This window comes from Streptomyces sp. NRRL S-337, assembly GCF_000720175.1.
Classification (GTDB): Bacteria; Actinomycetota; Actinomycetes; order Streptomycetales; family Streptomycetaceae; genus Streptomyces; species Streptomyces siderophoricus.
In genome coordinates, this window is sequence record NZ_JOIX01000002.1 from 208,915 (window position 1) to 225,680 (window position 16,766).

General features: G+C 70.4%; 17 protein-coding genes. 6 read left to right on the forward strand and 11 right to left on the reverse strand.

What is annotated here, in order from left to right:
- Window positions 1-38: 38 nt before the first annotated feature.
- Complete coding sequence (locus IG62_RS0103250; protein WP_030797289.1) at window positions 39-893, forward strand: universal stress protein; 855 nt, start codon at window positions 39-41, stop codon at window positions 891-893.
- 47 nt (window positions 894-940) lie between these two features.
- Here IG62_RS0103250 and IG62_RS0103255 read toward each other — a convergent pair whose 3' ends face one another.
- Window positions 941-1,822: a universal stress protein gene (locus IG62_RS0103255; protein ID WP_030797290.1), complete on the reverse strand. Its 882-nt coding sequence runs from the start codon at window positions 1,820-1,822 to the stop codon at window positions 941-943.
- A gap of 248 nt (window positions 1,823-2,070) precedes the next feature.
- Between IG62_RS0103255 and IG62_RS0103260 the strand changes: the two genes are divergently transcribed.
- A complete protein-coding gene (locus IG62_RS0103260; RefSeq protein ID WP_420711042.1) occupies window positions 2,071-3,786 on the forward strand; it encodes a GAF domain-containing sensor histidine kinase in 1,716 nt (571 codons plus the stop codon).
- 48 nt (window positions 3,787-3,834) lie between these two features.
- On the opposite strand, the gene IG62_RS0103265 is transcribed toward IG62_RS0103260, so the two are convergent.
- Complete coding sequence (locus tag IG62_RS0103265; RefSeq protein ID WP_030797295.1) at window positions 3,835-4,542, reverse strand: response regulator; 708 nt, start codon at window positions 4,540-4,542, stop codon at window positions 3,835-3,837.
- A gap of 194 nt (window positions 4,543-4,736) precedes the next feature.
- Between IG62_RS0103265 and IG62_RS0103270 the strand changes: the two genes are divergently transcribed.
- Complete coding sequence (locus IG62_RS0103270) at window positions 4,737-5,312, forward strand: DUF3592 domain-containing protein (protein ID WP_234326225.1); 576 nt, start codon at window positions 4,737-4,739, stop codon at window positions 5,310-5,312.
- 45 nt (window positions 5,313-5,357) lie between these two features.
- Here IG62_RS0103270 and IG62_RS0103275 read toward each other — a convergent pair whose 3' ends face one another.
- Both IG62_RS0103275 and IG62_RS0103280 read right to left on the reverse strand, forming a co-directional pair.
- Window positions 5,358-5,975 (reverse strand): HPP family protein, encoded by a 618-nt coding sequence (locus IG62_RS0103275; protein WP_051797502.1) that lies wholly within the window; start codon window positions 5,973-5,975, stop codon window positions 5,358-5,360.
- A complete protein-coding gene (locus IG62_RS0103280; RefSeq protein ID WP_030797304.1) occupies window positions 5,972-6,655 on the reverse strand; it encodes a CBS domain-containing protein in 684 nt (227 codons plus the stop codon). The genes IG62_RS0103275 and IG62_RS0103280 overlap by 4 nt, the downstream gene beginning before the upstream one ends.
- A 220-nt stretch (window positions 6,656-6,875) precedes the next feature.
- Between IG62_RS0103280 and ppk2 the strand changes: the two genes are divergently transcribed.
- Window positions 6,876-7,694: a polyphosphate kinase 2 gene (ppk2, locus tag IG62_RS0103285; RefSeq protein ID WP_030797306.1), complete on the forward strand. Its 819-nt coding sequence runs from the start codon at window positions 6,876-6,878 to the stop codon at window positions 7,692-7,694.
- A gap of 48 nt (window positions 7,695-7,742) precedes the next feature.
- On the opposite strand, the gene IG62_RS0103290 is transcribed toward ppk2, so the two are convergent.
- A complete protein-coding gene (locus IG62_RS0103290) occupies window positions 7,743-8,429 on the reverse strand; it encodes a CBS domain-containing protein (RefSeq protein WP_030797309.1) in 687 nt (228 codons plus the stop codon).
- 403 nt (window positions 8,430-8,832) lie between these two features.
- Here IG62_RS0103290 and IG62_RS0103295 point away from each other — a divergent pair, with 403 nt between their 5' ends.
- A complete protein-coding gene (locus IG62_RS0103295; protein ID WP_158794964.1) occupies window positions 8,833-9,717 on the forward strand; it encodes a hypothetical protein in 885 nt (294 codons plus the stop codon).
- A 39-nt stretch (window positions 9,718-9,756) separates the two neighbouring features.
- Here the strand turns inward: IG62_RS0103295 and IG62_RS0103300 are convergent, their stop codons facing one another.
- The 6 genes from IG62_RS0103300 to IG62_RS0103325 all read right to left on the reverse strand — a co-directional run bounded on the left by IG62_RS0103300 (window position 9,757) and on the right by IG62_RS0103325 (window position 16,157).
- Entirely contained in the window at window positions 9,757-10,956 is a 1,200-nt protein-coding gene (locus IG62_RS0103300; protein ID WP_030797315.1) for a cytochrome P450 family protein, read from the reverse strand.
- Window positions 10,953-12,143 (reverse strand): MAB_1171c family putative transporter, encoded by a 1,191-nt coding sequence (locus IG62_RS0103305; RefSeq protein ID WP_234326226.1) that lies wholly within the window; start codon window positions 12,141-12,143, stop codon window positions 10,953-10,955. Before IG62_RS0103305 ends, IG62_RS0103300 begins: the two co-directional genes overlap by 4 nt.
- Window positions 12,136-12,702, reverse strand: coding sequence for an ImmA/IrrE family metallo-endopeptidase (locus IG62_RS0103310; protein WP_063755326.1), 567 nt, complete (start codon window positions 12,700-12,702; stop codon window positions 12,136-12,138). The genes IG62_RS0103305 and IG62_RS0103310 overlap by 8 nt, the downstream gene beginning before the upstream one ends.
- Before the next feature lie 5 nt (window positions 12,703-12,707).
- Complete coding sequence (locus tag IG62_RS0103315; RefSeq protein ID WP_234326228.1) at window positions 12,708-13,157, reverse strand: helix-turn-helix domain-containing protein; 450 nt, start codon at window positions 13,155-13,157, stop codon at window positions 12,708-12,710.
- Window positions 13,158-13,511: 354 nt separating this feature from the next.
- Entirely contained in the window at window positions 13,512-15,173 is a 1,662-nt protein-coding gene (locus tag IG62_RS0103320; protein WP_051797504.1) for an alpha/beta hydrolase, read from the reverse strand.
- A 249-nt stretch (window positions 15,174-15,422) separates the two neighbouring features.
- Complete coding sequence (locus IG62_RS0103325) at window positions 15,423-16,157, reverse strand: dienelactone hydrolase family protein (protein WP_030797327.1); 735 nt, start codon at window positions 16,155-16,157, stop codon at window positions 15,423-15,425.
- 112 nt (window positions 16,158-16,269) lie between these two features.
- Here IG62_RS0103325 and IG62_RS0103330 point away from each other — a divergent pair, with 112 nt between their 5' ends.
- The gene (locus IG62_RS0103330; RefSeq protein ID WP_030797328.1) at window positions 16,270-16,752 is read left to right on the forward strand and encodes a MarR family winged helix-turn-helix transcriptional regulator; all 483 of its coding nucleotides are present in this window, start codon (window positions 16,270-16,272) and stop codon (window positions 16,750-16,752) included.
- Window positions 16,753-16,766 lie beyond the last annotated feature (14 nt).

The following is a 16,766-nucleotide window of genomic DNA, read 5'->3' on the forward strand; positions in this document are numbered from 1 at the left end:
AAGCCGGTATCCGGGCCCTGGGTGCGCGGAGGTACGTCATGGGCGGGTCTGTTGTCGTAGGTCTGGACGGCACCGGGAACAGCGTGCCGGCCGTGCGCTGGGGTGCCGCGGAGGCGGCGGCCCGGGGCCTTCGGCTGCACCTCCTCCATTCCTGGGTCTCGCAGCCGCTGAACCTCCCCGGCGCCCGGGCGGCCACCGACCGGAAGCACTACGGGGACGAGGTGCTCGGAGCGGCCGAAGCCATGGCGCACGAGCTGCATCCGGACCTTGCGGTGACGACCGAGCAGGTCTCGGAGCAAGCGGTCGACGCGTTGGTGGACCGCAGTGGTCCGGCCACGATGATGGTGCTCGGGTCGCGCGGGCACGGCGCGATCGCCGGCTTCCTGCTCGGTTCGGTCAGCCTGCATGTCCTCGGGTGCGCCACGTGCCCGGTGGTGACCGTGCGCGAGGAGGAGAGCGCCGCCTACGAGCGGCCCGAAGTCGTAGTCGGCGTGCAGGAAGCCGGCTCGCGGGGCGAGGCGGTTCTGGAGTTCGCGTTCGTGGCGGCCGAGGCCCATCACACGCGCCTGCGTGCCGTGCGGGCCTGGGAGCCGCCGGTGGTGGAGTGCGTGCCCACCACCGCGCCTCCGGTGGACGAAGCGGAACTCGCGGCGGTGGAGGAGCGGAAGCTCGCCGAGGTTCTGGCGCCCTGGCGTGCGAGGTTCCCCGACGTCGACGTCGTCGCACATCTGCGACGGGGCCGGATCACCCCGGTCCTGCTGGAGTCCTGCTCCCGGGCGAGTCTGCTGGTCGTGGGGAGGCGCGTGCAGCGCACGCCGATGCTGCTCGGACCCGTCGTCTTCGCCGTGCTGCATCATTCCCGCTGTGCCGTGGCGGTCGTGCCGCGGATCTGAGCGGCCCGCCCGGACACGCCCGTCATGGGCCGGGGCCAAAGGCCCTCTCAGTCGTGGGGCACCACTGCCACCGGACACGTGGCGTGGTGCATCGCGGCGTGCGCGACCGGGCCGACCCGGGGTGCGAAGCGCGGATGGTTCCTCCTCCGGCCGACGACCAGGAGCTCGGCGCCCGGGACCGTCTGCACGATGGTCCGGGTCGGGTTCTCCGGCAGCACGGTCAGCCGTACCGGTACGTCGGGGAAGCGCTCCCGCCAGGGGCGGATCGCCTCCCTCAGCTCAGCGTCCGCCTCCTTGGCGACGTCCTCGGCCACTTCCGGTTCGATCCCCCACGGCACATAGGCGGTTGCCGGGAGCGCACGTCCGTGCACGGCCTGCAGCGGCAGGCCACGGCTCGCCGCGCTGTCGAAGGCGAAGTCGAGCAGGGGGTCGCAGGGACCGTTCAGGCTCATCCCGACGACGATGCGTGGCTCCGCGACCTGTGCCTCGGATCGTGGCACCTCGGTGGACCAGCCCCCGCGGACGAGCACGACCGGCCGCTCTGCCTGGCCCACGACGTCCAGGCTGACATCGCCGAGCACATAGCTCTCCCATGCCGTCAGCGCACGGGTGCCGAGCACGACCATCCGCGAATCGTTCGCCGCGTACAACAGCGCCGGCAACGGCTCCGAACCGACCAGGTCCTCGATGACCTGCACATGGGGATGGCGGTCCCGCACCTCTTCCCGTGCCCGGCGCACGATGCGCCTGGCACCGGCGTTCTGGTCGCGATCGGGGGGCGTGTCGGGTGCTTCGGCGGCCAGCAGGACCCAGGCATGGAGGAGGCGCAGCACGCAGCGCCGCCGGTCCGCTTCGTCAGCTGCCCACTGTGCCGCTGCCAGACTCTCCGGAGAGCCGTCGAGCCCCACGGTGATCACTTCCGGCTCCATGGCTGCCCTTCTTCCAGGGAGGAGGGGTACGGGTCGCGTTGCACCCGTCCCACGTGTCCGAGCCTGCTACATGCCCCCGGGTCCGGCAATGAGCCGAAGGGTGCCGTCAGGAGGCCGAACGGCCCACCGCTGCGCTGTCGGACCGGTCCGGCGCCCCGCACGCCCGGCACGGACGTGCTCGTCCCGCCGCGGTCACTACCGTAGAAGGTGTGGCCGCGGATGCCGGGGCGGCCACCGCGGAGGAGATCGTGGCTGGCGAGAGGCCTGACCGGGGCGACGGGGCGCACCCGAGCCTGGGTGCGTTGCCGCACGATCTGCAGGAGCGGCTCCGCGCGATCGAAGGCACCTCGGACCGGTCGCCGCATCTGCTGCTCGAAGCGGTCATGTCCGTGGGTGGCAGGCTGGAGCTGTCGCAGGTGCTGCGCCGCATCGTCGAGGTCGCGGTCGTCCTCGTGGACGCCGAATACGGGGCACTCGGGGTGATCGGCGAAGACACCCGGATCTCCCAGTTCCTGACCGTCGGGATCCCCGACGGTCAGGCCGAGGCCATCGGTCATTTTCCGGAGGGGCACGGAATTCTGGGTGAGCTGATCCGTCACCCCACGCCGCTGCGCCTGACGGAACTCGCCGGCCATCCCGCGTCGTACGGGTTCCCGCCGGGCCACCCGCCGATGCACTCCTTCCTCGGGGTGCCGATACGGGTCGGCGACGAGGTGTTCGGCAATCTCTACCTCACCGAGAAGCGCGGCGGCCGTCCCTTCGACGCCGCGGACGAGACGGTGCTCGCGACGCTGGCCGTGGCGGCCGGTGTGGCCATCGAGCACGCCCGTCTGTACGACGAGGTCCGCTACCGGGGGCAGTGGCTGGAGGCCAACAGTGAGATCGTCGCCGGTCTTCTGCCCGGGCCGGGTGAGAACGACGTGCTGGAAATGATCCTCGGCCACGCCGTGCGTATTCTCGCGGCGGATCTCGGCGCGCTGGCCCTGCCGGTCGACGACGACCATGTGAGCGTCGCGCTCGCCGTCGGCGTGGAGGCCGACGCGCATCGCGGCCTGGTCCTCCCCCTCAACGGCTCCTTCGTCGGTAGGGCGCTCCGCACCGGACGCCCGCTGACCAGCCTCGATGTCGAGCACGACCGGAGGATCACGGCCGGTCCGCCGCGCTGGAGCGGTCTGGGGCCCGCGATCGCCGTGCCGATGATCACCGGCGACCGGGTGCGGGGTGCGCTGTTGCTGGCCCGGATCCGCGGCCGCGATCCGTTCACCGAGCCGGAGACCACACCGCTCGTGACGTTCGCGGGCCAGGGAGCCCTCGCCATGGAGATGGCCGACCAGCGCCGGGCCGCCGAACAGCTGGCTCTGCTGAAGGACCATGAACGCATCGCGCGCGACCTGCACGATCTGGCCATCCAGCGCCTCTTCGCCACGGGCATGACGCTGCAGAGCGCGCTGCGTTTCGTCGATCATCCGGAGGCCGGTGAGCGGCTGTTGCGGGCGGTCGACGATCTGGACGAGACGATCAAGATCATTCGTTCCACCATCTTCGGGCTCCGCGCCCACGAGTCCGCCCGTGTCTCCCACGGCCTGCGGGCCCGCACGGTCAGCTCGGTGGAAAGGGCCGCGCGGGCACTGGGCTTCGCGCCGTCGCTCCGTATGGAAGGCCTTCTGGACACCGAGGTGCCCGCGGAGATCTCCGAGCAGGTACTGGCCGTACTCGACGAGGCGTTGAGCAATACCGCGCGGCATGCGCACGCCGGTGCTGCGGCCGTGTCCCTGGTCCTCCGCGACCGGACGCTGACCCTGACCGTCCAGGACGACGGGGTGGGCATCCCGGCGGACGGCCGGCGTAGCGGTTTGCGCAATCTGGCCGAACGGGCCGAGAGTCTGGGGGGCGCGCTGGCCGTCGAGACGCCGGTGGGGGGTGGCGCCCGGTTGGTGTGGCGGGTGCCGCTGCCCGCGGGGTGACGCGCTCCCGCGCGCCTCGGCCGCCTCGCGTGTCCCGGCCGTGCCGCCTCAGCCGTGCTGCCGGCCGGGTACCCGGTCCGGGGCGGGGGCGGCCTGGGTGGCGAGGACGGCCGCCTGGATGCGCCGCTCCACACCGAGCTTGGCAAGCATGCGGGAGATGTGGTTCTTGACGGTCTTCTCCGAAAGGTAGAGCCGCTTTCCGATCTGGCGGTTCGTCAGCCCTTCGCCGATCAGGCCGAGGATCTCCGTCTCCCGGGGAGAGAGGCTCGACAGCGCACCGGCTTCGGACTGCTCGTCGGCGTCCTCGCCCCGCAGCGTGCTCATCAGCCGCGCGGTCGTCGCCGGGTCGAGCATCGAGCGTCCGGAGGCGATCGTGCGCACTGCGGCGACGAGATCCGCACCCTTGATCTCCTTCAGGACGTAACCGGCCGCACCGGCCATGATCGCGTCCAGCAGCGCCTCGTCGTCGTCGAACGAGGTGAGCATCAGACAGGCCAGACCCGGCATGCGCGAGCGCAGCTCCCGGCAGACGGACACCCCGTCACCGTCCGGCAGCCGCACGTCGAGCACCGCCACGTCCGGCCGCAACGCGGGTCCGCGGGCCAGCGCATGGCTCGCCGTCCCCGCGTCGCCCACCACCTCGATGTCCGGTTCGGCATCCAGCAGGTCCTCGACGCCACGACGGACCACCTCGTGATCGTCCACGAGGAACACACGGATCGGCCGCTGCGGTGAGAAGCCGTCTGCCTCGCTCATGGCGTCCTCCGGGCTGGTGGTACGGGCCGACGCCGCCTACCCCCATCGTGAATCACGCCCGGGGGCCGCGCCAGGCCCGGACGGTCCCTCCCGTTCACCGGCAACCCCCGGCCACCTCCCGATGAGTCCGTTCGGCCCTCGCCCGCGCCCACCGGGTGTGCCACGCTCGAAGGGCAAGGCGAGAGAGGTGTGCCATGCCTCTGACGAAGATCCGGTGGTTGTGGCTGCGTAACCCGCTCAAGCGCGGCACGGACGTGGCGGAGTCCTGGCTGCTGCTGGTCACGGGGGTGCTCATCGCGGTACTGGCCCCGGCCACCGGGGTGGTGGCCGCCGGTGTCGTGAGCCACACCGCCGAGCAGCAGAGCCGCGCGTCGGTGCCGGTGTCCGCCGTCCTCACGGAAGACGCCCCCACCGTCATCGGTGTGGATTCCCCGGGTGGCACCGCCGGCCGGGTCCATGCCACGGTGCGGTGGACGGCCCGGGACGGCACGGTGCGGACCGGAGTGACGGCCGTGCCACCCGGCCTGCGGGCCGGCGACCGGACCACCGCACGGGTCGACCGGCACGGATCCCTGCTGACGGACCCGGTCACGCCCGAAGACGCCGTCGTCCAGAGCATCGCGGTCGGCATCGTGGCCGCGTCCACCACCGGTTTGCTGCTGATCGGCGCCGACAAGGCCGGAGTCGTCCTGCTGAACCATCGGCGTTACACCCAGTGGGAGAAGGACTGGGCGGAAGCAGACGCCCAGCGACGGCACCGGCAGCCCTGAGCCGGGGCCAGGTGCCCACGGTTCTGCTGAGCGTCCGCCGAGCCGCTACACAGGCCGGCCGTACGGCGCCTCCCGCGCCGAGGTCAAGCGATTGACCACCGCCGTGACACCGTCGACCTGCCGGGTCATCTGCACCGCGACGGCCACCGTGCCGCTGCTCTCCAGATGCCCGCTGAGGGTCACCACCCCGTCGTGGACCACGACGTCCACGCTCTGCTGCCCCAACCACAGCGCCCGCACCACGATCTGGTCGATCACCTCCTGACGGATGTCCGCATCCCGCCGGGCGAAGATCTGCAGCACGTCCCGCCGGGTGACCATGCCCACCAGACGGGCCTCCTCGTCCACCACGGGGAGCCGTTCGACGCCGCACGCACACATGAGGCGGGCCGCACGGACGACGGAGTCGTCGGCGCGGACCGTGCGCGCGGGAGCGGACATCACCGCGCCGGCGGTGAGCATGCCGGCGCCGGCCCCCGAACCCCGCCGGCTCGCCAGGTCCGTCCCGGAGATGACGCCGATCACCCGGTCCTCGGCGTCCACCACGGGCAACCCGTTGATGTCGTACTCCGCCAGCCACCGCGCGATGTCCTCGGTCGAGGTGTCACGCCGCGCACTGACGACGTCATCCGTCATCACGCTGCCGACCCGTCGCTGCTTCATTTCGCCCCCGCCGCGGGCGGCTCCGTCGGGGCCGGAGCCATGGCCGTGACGTCGAGCGTCACGTCCACGACGCCTTCCACCGCCCGCACCAACCGGGCCGCGACGGGCAGCAGCGAGGCCGCGGCGAAACTGCCCCTGAGCGTGACCACACCGTCGGTGACCACGGCTTCCACGTCTTCGGCGGCGCCCGCGAACAGCCGGTCGATGACGTCGGCACGCACCTCCGCCGCCAGTTCCTCGTCCGAACGCAGGAAGACCTTCAGCAAGTCGGAACGGCTCACGATCCCCTGCAGCAACCCCTCACCGTCGACCACCGGAAGCCGCTTCACCGACTTGTGCGCCATCGTCCGCGCCGCCTGGGCGAGGGTGTCGCCGGGGTGCACCGTCAGAGCGGGAGCACTCATCAGGTCCCGGGCCGTCACACCACCGGCCTTGCGCACATCGTCCAACCGCCGTGCCTGTTCGAGACGGCTGGGCGCGCTGCCCCGGAACTCCTCCTTCGGCAACAGGTCGGCCTCGGACACGACACCGATCACCCGCCCCTCCCCGGCCAGCACAGGCAGCGCGCTGACCCTCCACCGCTCCATGGTCTCGACGATCTCCTTGAACCGCGCCTCCTGCCCGACGGCCACCACGGCCCGCGTCATGACATCGCTGACGGTGTGCGGAGAGTTCTCCATGACGCCTCCTCGATACGGACCGCAGAGGCACGGCCGTGGTCACACCTCCAGCCTGCGGCCGTCCGCCCTCGCCGGGCAGGGGCCGTCCGGCCCCCCACCGTGCCGGCCGGCCGATCCCGGATGCGCTGCGCCCCCGTGCCGCGCCCCGAGCCGGATGCCCCGGCTCCGTTCAGTCCATCTGCCCGAGCCGGAAGCCGACGTTTCCTCGTACCGTCGTCTCATGGCCAAGGAGCGAGGTGACAAGGACCGCGCCAAGCTGTCCCGGTCGGTCTACGAGCGGGAGCTGTACCGCCTGCAGACCGAGCTGGTGGCGCTGCAGGAGTGGGTGCGTCACGAGGGTGCCCGCCTCGTCGTGGTCTTCGAGGGACGCGATGCGGCCGGCAAGGGAAGCGCCATCAAGCGGGTCACCCAGTACCTCAACCCGCGGGTCGCACGGATCGTGGCACTGCCCCGGCCCACCGAACGCGAACGCACCCAGTGGTACTTCCAGCGCTATACGGAGCACCTGCCCGCAGCCGGCGAGATCGTGCTCTTCGACCGCAGTTGGTACAACCGCGCCGGCGTCGAGCGGGTCATGGGCTTCTGCACGCCCGCGGAGCACCAGCGGTTCCTCCGGCAGTGCCCGGTCTTCGAGCGCATGCTCGTGGAGGACGGGATCCTGCTGCGGAAGTACTGGTTCTCGGTCAGCGACGAGGTCCAGGAGCGACGGTTCCGGCGGCGGCTCGAGGACCCCACCCGGCGCTGGAAGCTGTCCGCCATGGATCTGGAGTCGCTGACCCGCTGGGAGGAGTACTCACGGGCCAAGGACGAGATGTTCGTGCACACCGACATCGCCGAGGCGCCGTGGTACGTCGTCGAGAGCGACGACAAGCACCGGGCGCGGCTGAACATGATCGCCCACCTGCTGTCCACAGTGCCCTACCACCACGTCTCCCCGCCGGAGCTCGACCTTCCACCGCGGCCGCCGAACACCGGCTACCAACGGCCACCCCGCGACCTCCAGCACTACGTCCCCGACCATGCGGCCGGACTGGAGTGACGGATCGGGTTGACCTTCCCTCCGGTCCGCCGTCCATGCCGTGCGCGGTCAGATCCGCGGTTCCCCGGCCTGCGCATCGGGCCGCACGGACGCCGGACCGGTCACGTCGAACGCCACGTCCACCACCCCTTCGACCGACCGCACCAGGCGTGCGATCACCGGGATGAGCGAGGTGTCCCGGACTCGCCCCCTGAGCGTGACGACGCCGTCGGCGACCTCGACCCGCAGGCCTTGGGCCGGCGGCGCGAACAGCTCGCTCAGAACGTTCCGGCGGACCTCCTCCGCCAGCTCCTCGTCCGAACGCAGAAAGACCTTCAGCAGGTCCGCGCGGCTGACGATGCCGCACAGCACACCGTGCCCGTCCACCACCGGAAGCCGTTTGACGGACTCACGCGCCATGATCCGCGCGGCCTGGGACAGCGTGGCGTTGGCCGAAACAGTCAGCGCGGGGGTACTCATCAGCTCCCCCGCCGTCACCGCTTCCGCCCGCCGGACGTCGTCGACCCGCCGTAGCTGCTCCAGCCGCTCGGGGTCCGACTCACGGAACTCCTCCTTCGGCAGCAGATCGGCCTCGGAGACCACCCCGACCACCCGCCCCTCCCCCGCGAGGACGGGAAGGGCGCTGACCTTCCACCGTTCCATGGTCTCCACGATCTCCTTGAACCGCGCCTGGCGGTCGACCGCGGCCACGGTCTCGGTCATCACGTCACTGACGATGTGCGGAGCGTTCAGCATGATGCCTCCTCGGTAACCGGACCGACGGCCCATGACCGCCATGACACCTCCAGCCTTCAAAGCACGGCCCTCCCCGGACAGGGGCCGTCCGGCCCTTTCCCCTGCCGTTCGGCCGGCTGCGGGAGCCACGGGGCTCAACTCCCGCGCCGCGAAGACACATCACGGTGTTGCAATTCATTGCACCCGGACGGCAGCAAGTTGCACCGCGGTGCGTGTGTGCCTATCGTCTCGCCGCAGAGGCCCTGTAAGTGGGCCAGAGGGGGTTGACCATTGTTCGTCATCGCTCGTGCCGCTACTCCGTCCACCGGTGAGTCACCGTGCCGTCCCGCGCCAAGGAGCCGGCATGGGCACTGATCGGAACAGTTCTCTCTCCAGGAGCTCACGCCAGCGGCTCCCTTTCCTCGTGACCCCGGCACACCAGCCGGTCAGCTTGACGCTCCAGGTGCTCCTTCCCCCCGCCGCCGGGAGAACAGCGGCCGGCGCACAGCCCGTTCCGTTCCGCCTGGGAGGGGCCTGGCAAGTCGGAGAGAGCCTCTACACCCAGGTGCAGGACGACTTCACCGGCCGTTTCACCGTGTTCGCCACCCGCGCCTCGGGGCACGTGGAGCGGGTGACGGGCTACTCCTGGGACATCAACCCCGTCTGGCGCCAACTCACCGGGCCGAGCGCCCCGCGAACCACCTGGTCCCAGCTGCGCCACGAGCACGTCGTCCACGATGCCGCGGCACGGGAAGAGCTCGCGGGCGATGATGCGGAGATCTGCGAGTACCTGACGGAGGGACAGCTCTGCCTGCCGCCGGCCGACGGCTGTGCGGACCACCCTCCCGTGCTGCAGGCTTCGCTCGGGGCCCGGGATCCGCTCGAAGACCTCTGGGAGGAGTCGGCTCCGAGCGGGGGCAGCGTCCAACAGGTGGCGGAGGGAGTCGAGTTGCTGTACTCCCGGGTCGCTCGCTTCCTCGACGGGCAGCATGTCCCGCCGTTACACGAGCGTCCGCACGCCCAACACCCGGACGCCGCCCTCTCCTCCCAGCTCCTGCGGGCGTACGACACCTACAGCAGCGCGCTGGTGCTGCAGTGCTCACAGCAGGCCGCATGGTTCGGCGCCTGGGCGTACGGGATCGCCGAGGAGTTGGTCTGGCGCAGCCGGCTCGGGTCTGCCCGCAAGGAAGCCGAACGGATCATTCGCCGGTCCATGCAGTACCTGTCGTACGAGAGCCTCGGCCTGACCTCGACCGTGGTGGCCTGTGCCGGGTTCCGCTCCGCATACGACGAGACGCCGGGCTACTGACGACTCGATCCGCGACCGCCAGGGAGATCGGCTACCGCTTCATCCCATGCGTACGGGCAGTTGCCTGAGCGCATGCGACCTGAACGAGGCCCGCCACTGCAACGACTCGGCGGGCACGGCGAGTTGCACGTTCGGGAACCGCCGGATGAGGGTGGCCAGGGCGGTGCCGATCTCCAGCCGGGCCAGGGCGGCTCCCAGGCAGTAGTGGAGTCCGTGGCCGAGGGAGAGGTGTGCCACGTCCGCTCGGCGGATGTCGAAGCGGTCCGGCTCTCCGTAGCGGTCCGGGTCGCGGTTGGCGGAGGCGAGGCACAGCAGCACCGTCTCGCCGCAGGGGATGGGCACGCCGCCGATCTCGATCGGCTCGGTGGGGAAACGGCGGATGGCCATCTGGTTGGGGTGGGCGAAGCGGAGGATCTCCTCGACCGCCCCGGGCATCAGGTCCGGCCGGGAACGCAGCAGCGCCAGCTGGTCGGGGTGGCGCAGCAGGGCCAACAGGCCGCTGCTGATGAGGTGTTGGGCGTTCTCGCTGCCGGCCATCAGGATGAGGAAGGCCAGCGACACCAGCTCGTCCTCGCTGAGCCGGTCGCCGTCGTCGCGGGCGTCGATCAGCGCGGAGAGCAGATCGTCGCCCGGATGCGCGCGTCGGGTGGCGATGAGGTCGAGCAGGAAGTGGTGGATACGGTCGATGGATTCGGCGGTGTGGCCGGGGTGTTGGGGGGCGAACATCGCGCTGACCCAGTCGGAGAACGGGCGGCGGTCGGCGGGTGGCACGTCCAGCAGGTCGCCGATGACGACGAGGGGAAGCGGGTTGGCGAACTCGCTGACCAGGTCGGCCTTCCCCAACGCCGCGAGGTGGTCCGCGACGTCTTCCGCGGCGGCGGCGACCCGGTCCCGCAGCCGTTCGACATGACGTGGGGTGAAGCCCTTGGAAACCAGCCGGCGCAGGCGCAGATGGTCGTCCGGATCGATGTTGAGGAGATTGCGGTCCAGGGCGGCCGGCAGGGAGAAGCCCTGGTAGCCGGTGGTGGAGTGGGCCTTGTTCACCGACAGCCGCAGATCGGTCAGCGCCGCCCGCACATCGCGTTCGCGGGTGACCAGCCAGGCGGAGGAGCCGTCGGGAAGCGCGACCCGGTGCACCGGGCCCTGTGACCGCAGCCGTGCGTAGACGGGATACGGATCGTTGAAGAAGTCCTGGTCGAACGGCTCGCTGAGGGCCGGCGACGGGATCTGCCGGGTCATGATTTCTCCTGGACGGACGGGCTGGGCACGAAGTCCGCGGCCACGGCGGCGACGACGGGGGACGCCGCGAACGCGCGGGCCATCTTCCGTTGGAAAGCCAGTTCCGCGGCCAGGTCTTCCGGTTCCGCCACCCGCGGCGAGAGGGTGTGCGGGACCGGCTGCCGTTGTGCGGCCCGGGCCTGCAGGGCGGCCTTGAGCTGTGCGGCTTCTATCGTGGCCGCCAGGTCGGTGTCGGCCAGGCCGGCTGATCGGCCGCGTAGCTCCGCGGCTTCGGCGACGGCTGCGGGAGTCCAGGTGCGAAGGGCCCACTGGGCATCGCGGATCTCGACGAGCCGGCGGTAGAGACGGGTGCGCAGATCCGTGTCGGGCTCCAGGTGCAGAACGGGCTCCGGCACCTGTCCGGTGACCTCCCGGTGCAGGGGTGCCAGGTCGCGGTAGGCCCGGCGATCGTCGATCCGCTGCCAGAGGTCGCTGAGGCTGCGGCCCCAGTCGGGGAGCACCCAGCCCAGTGTTTTGGTGAGGGTGGCGATCGTGACGGCGACCTGGGCGAGCGGTTCCCATGCCTGTCCGCTCACGTCGAACTGTGCGGCAACGACGTCCGCCGCACGGCAGCCGGTATAGATGAGCGCGAAGGGCAGGGTCGCCGCGATGAGATACAGTCCGCGGCGCATCCAGGGATGCGGGGCGATCTTCGCGTAGCGCCAGCCCAGCACACCGACGTCCACTTGGTTCGTCGCGTACGCCAGCAGATAGATGGTGAGGTAGGCGGGGTAGTACTGGGCACTGTCGATGGCGAAGTCGTCGGGCTTCTCGCCCCGGCTGGTGGCCGCGACGAACAGGCCCACCATGCCGGCCAGGACCAGTGCGAGCGCGATCAGGCGCGGTCTCGCCTTGCGCCAGGCGGTGGGGGTTTCATGACTCAGGTGCAGCAGGACGACCTGCTGGCAGGCGGTCAGCAGGATGACGCAGCTCTGCGTCAGCAGGCCGGAGAAGTTGACGACGCCCACGGCCTGGCTCGTCGCCACCCATACGACGGGTGTGGAGACGGTGTACGTGATGAACAGGAAGAAGAAGTTGCCGACGAGGGCGACCTGGGTGACGGAACGGTCGGTGCGCAGCACGCGAAGCTTGTAGAGGAGTGCCAGTAAGGCTATTGCGGCGCACAGGGGATAGAGAACGCTATTCATTGCTCCCTCGGAAGGCGGGATTGTCCAACGCACTGAGCCGGACTGCGAGTTCTTGCATTTCAGGGGGGACCGGCCGGACCTGTTCCGTCGTCCAGGTGCCGATGCGGCGGCCGATCAGCGTGCCGATGTACTCGGCCTCCACTTCGGCCGATGACTGCGAGTGCTCGCGTCCGAGGGTCCGCCGGATCAGGTCGGGATCGAGCGAGGGAAGGAGGAGCCGGGACGCCTCGGGAGTGAGCACGGGGGTGGCCTCGTGGTCGCAGATGAGGTGCCCCAGTTCGTGGAGGACGACCTGCTGCTGGTGGATCGGCGCGAGCCGCTGCTCGTAGATGACGTACTCCGCCCCTGCTGCCGAGACCCACAGGCCGTCCGGGCTTCCCAACGGCAGCGGGAAGGGCATGAGCTGGATGGGACGCCCGGAGAGCTGGCTGAGGTGCTCGCACAACGCATCGACCGACAGCTTCTTGCGGGTGGGCAGCCCCAGCGCGTCGACCCGTCGTTCGCACTGCTCACGCAGCCATATCGCCTGCAGGTCTCCGCCCTTGCGTCGCCAGCGCATCACTATCACGACTGGGTGTCGTCAGGGAGGTCCTGCCTGGGCAAGTCCTCAAGGGTCGCGCGGGCCGCCTCGGCGGTGCTGACCAGATGCGTGATGAGGTGGCTCAGCTCGTTCAGGGAGGAACCGGCCGGCGGTCCCGCGGGCCCCGACTGCCGCAAGGCGACACTCTCCACCCGTTGGCTGCGCATCTTCTTCAGCCACTCCAGTTCCGAGTTGACCTGGTCGAAGACCTGGTCGTCCAGGAAATAGCCCACGCGGGAGATCCCGAGACTGTGCGCCACTTTGACGAGGGTCTCGACGGTCAGATTCGTCCCGTCCACGGACTCGGCGGACGCCAGCGTCCGCTTGGAGACCCCGGCACGTTCCGCCAACCCGGCCATGGTGAAGGGGCCCTCGGGATGCTGCTGGCGGATGTACCGCAGCCTTCGGGCAATGGCGGTCTTCGTGGCCTGCATGGTCTCGTCAAGACCGGCCGACGCATCTGCTGAATTGGCGAACTCTTGGTGATCCAACCCTCATCCCCCTCCGACAACACCTGCGCTACAGGGTGACACGTACCGAAAGTGCCCTCCGCAGGGGGCGCCGAGCTCCGAAGGCGGTCGCGGAGGAAGAGCGTGCACGAACCGGCACTGCCTGCTGCGCGCGAGCGCGCGCCGGTGGGCAGCCTCCAACGGTGTCTCCCGGGCAGCACACCCACGGTTTGGCGTAAAGCCAGCTGGGGCGTGGCTGAAAGCCGCTCGACGGCACGGAGGCATGGCCGGAAAGCCCGCGGTCCGCTTCACCCTTGGCTGATCCGGCCAGGCGACCCCCTACGTCGGGTCGGCTCCTCGCCCCATCCGTACGAAGCGCGGCATTCCGCCGCCGCCGGTGGCGACGCCGCCGATGGGCTTGCGCGCAGAGCGGGAGAAGGGCGGCGTGTCCGGTCGGCAGGTCGTACCGGCCGGCGGGAGGACGCCGTCGATCAAGTAGCGGCTCTCATGGGCCTTGATGCAGCTGCTGGGGTTGATCAGTGCGGTGTGACCGTACCCGTGGTGGGTGAGCAGGCGGGCGTTGGCCAGTTCCTCGGCCATGGCCTGTGCGTCCTTGTACGGGGTGGCGGGGTCGTAGGTGGTGCCGACCACCAGGACCGGGTGTGCCGTCGGCTCGTTCCACGGGCCGCGATAGCGGTTCGCCGCCACGGCGGGCCAGGGGGCACACCCCGCGGTGGCCCATGTCCAGAAGCGTCCGGCGTCGCCGGCACGGGCGGCGCTTGCCTCCTCCAGGGCGTGATAGGCGCGGGGGTCGCGCGGGTTGGGGCTCTCGGCGCACACCACCGCAGCAGCTTGTTCCTCACCCAGGTAGGGCTGGGGATGCGGGACCGGTGGTGCGGGTGGGAGGGGGGACCGTCTTGGGACGCGGCCTCGCCACAGGTCCTGCAGTCTGCCGGCGAGCTCCGTCCATCCGGGATGAACGACGTAGAGGCTGTTCACCACGTCGCCGACCGTGCCCGCGTAGGTCCACATGCCCACGGGACGCTTCCGCAGCCGCCTCATCAGCTGGTCGAACTTGTCCCGGGTCGCCTTCGTGCCGCCGGCGGAGAAGGCGCAGTGACCGGTGGTGGCGGATCCGCACAGGGTGAGGAATTGGTCCAGGGTCGCCGCCGCGCTGCGGTCCGAGCCCATGCGCAGGAAGGTGGTGAGTTGGGGTGCGTGGTCGGAGGCGTCATGGGTCCAGGCCTGTGGATCGATGGTGCTGTCGAGGACCATGGCGCGGACCTTGCCGGGGAAGAGGTTGGCGTAGGTGGCGCCCAGCATCGTGCCGTAGGAGATCCCCTGGTAGGTGAGTTGTGACTCCCCCACGGCTCGGCGGAGCTGGTCGAGGTCGCGAGCGGTGTCGGCGGTCGACACATGGCGCAGGAGCTCGGGGTCACGCCGCTGACAGCGCCGGGCCAGATCCTGGTACGCGGCGATGAAGGCCGTCCGCTCCTGCGCGCCCACCGGGAAGCCCGCGGCTTTGCTCGCCCTCCAGTCGGCGGCTTCCCGCGGACCGGCGAAGCAGTTCACGGCGGTGCTGTTGCCGACCCCGCGGGGATCCCAGCTGACGATGTCGAACCGCTCCCGCACCTCGCGCGGGAAGGACCGGTAGTTCTGTGGCATCTGCACGGTCCCGGGCCCGCCGGGGCCGCCGGGGTTGAAGAACAGGGTGCCGATGCGCCGTCCGGGGCCGGTTGCCTTCCGTTTGATGACCGCCAGCTGGATGGCTCGACCATCTGGGTGGCCGTAGTCCAGGGGTACCTTCGCGGTCGCACAGTCGAACTCGCTGCCGCGCACGCAGGGACGCCAGTCCAACTGCGGGGCGGGCACCGGAGGTGTGGGCATTCCGTCAGCCGCGGCGAGGTCCTGCCCGATCAGCACGTTCGAGCAGGTCACCAACGCGGCCAGGGCAGCGGCATCACGTCGGCGGCGGGCTACGAACCCGGGTATGAGGGGCATGGCCATCTCCGTCCGTCCCTCTCCATGGCGGAGCGCCCGAGACCACCGGGCCCCGAATCTCGACACGCGCCCGTGTCCACGACACTACGATTCGGCAGCGGGCGCGCGTCAGCGCCCCCGAACGGCCCAGTCAGGCGCATGACGAGAGCAACGAACCGTACGGCGCAACGACAACGAACCGCCGCCCGCCGGCCGGGCAGGCACCTCGGCCGCGGTGCCTGCCCGATGTCTGGTTTCCGAGCCGGAGCCTCAGCCGTTGGCCAGGCTGCGCTTCAGGAGAGGAAGCAGGCAGTCCCAGTGGCGCTGCAGCCCGGAGGCGCTGAAAGCGTCGGTGTCGGACATGGTGAAGCCGTGGACGGTGCCGGGGTAGATCTCGGAGGTGTAGTCGACACCTGCGGCATCCAGGGCCTGGTTGAGCTCGGCGAGGTCCTCGGGCGTCAGGTCGGTCTCGGCGTGGCCGAGGTGGACCTGGGCGGTGAGCTTGGAGAAGCTGTCGGGCCCAGCGGCGCCCACCGGGCCGTGGAATCCGGCGACGGCGGCCACCCGGCCGGGGTGGGCCGCGGCGGTGCGCATCGCCAACAGGGCGCCTATGCAGTAACCGGTCACCGCGACCGGTCCGGCGCCGACCTCGGGCTGGGCGGTGAGGAACCTGAGGTAGGCGTCGGCGTCGCTCAGGACCCGTTCGGTCGTGTGCGCCTCGAGCAAGGGCATCAGCTGGGCGACGAGTGCGGACCGGTCCTCTTCCCCGATGTACGCGGGAAGCTCGACCACCGGCGCCGGGCCGTGCCGGTAGAAGAAGTTGGGGACGAGCACGTAGTACCCGTGCCCGGCCAGTTCGCGGGCCATCTCCCGCACCACGGGCCGGATGCCGAAGCCGTCCGCGTACATCAGCACCCCTGGGTGCCGCTCAGCACCGTCAGGGAAGGCGGCGAAAGCGTCGGCCTGGCCGTCAGGGGTGGGAATCTGCACTGTCTTGGTGGGAATGGCGGATCTTCCTTCCTGGAATTCGCTCAACAAACGTTAGCGCTACTAACGAAGTTGGCACGAGTGAACGTACATCGTTAGTGGGACTAACGCAATGGATAGGATGGGCGCCATGACCAGAGCCGAAGCCGTGGACAGGCCCGACGACGGCGCGCCCAAGACGCCCGACCGACTGCGTCGACGGGCGAGCCGACTGCTGTCGCAGCTGACCACTCGGTCGGACCGGCTGATCAACGAAGGGCTGGCCCGGGCCGACGCCCGCAAGTGGCACTACGCCGTGCTCGCCTCGCTGCAGGAGTGCGGACCCGGCAGCCAGGCGACGCTGAGCCGGCTCAGCGGCATCTACCGCAGCGACATGGTCAGCGTGCTCAACGAACTGACCGAGCGTCACCTCGTCGAGCGGGCGCCGGATCCCGACGACCAGCGCCGCAACATCATCACGATCTCCCCCCGAGGCCGCCGTCACCTACGCCGCCTCGACAAGGTCCTGGACGACCTCCACGACGAACTGCTCGCACCGTTGACCCCGGCCGAACGCGACCAGTTCGTGCAGCTGCTCACCCGCCTGCTGGACCACCACACCCGGACCCCCTGACCCCGGTTCAGCGG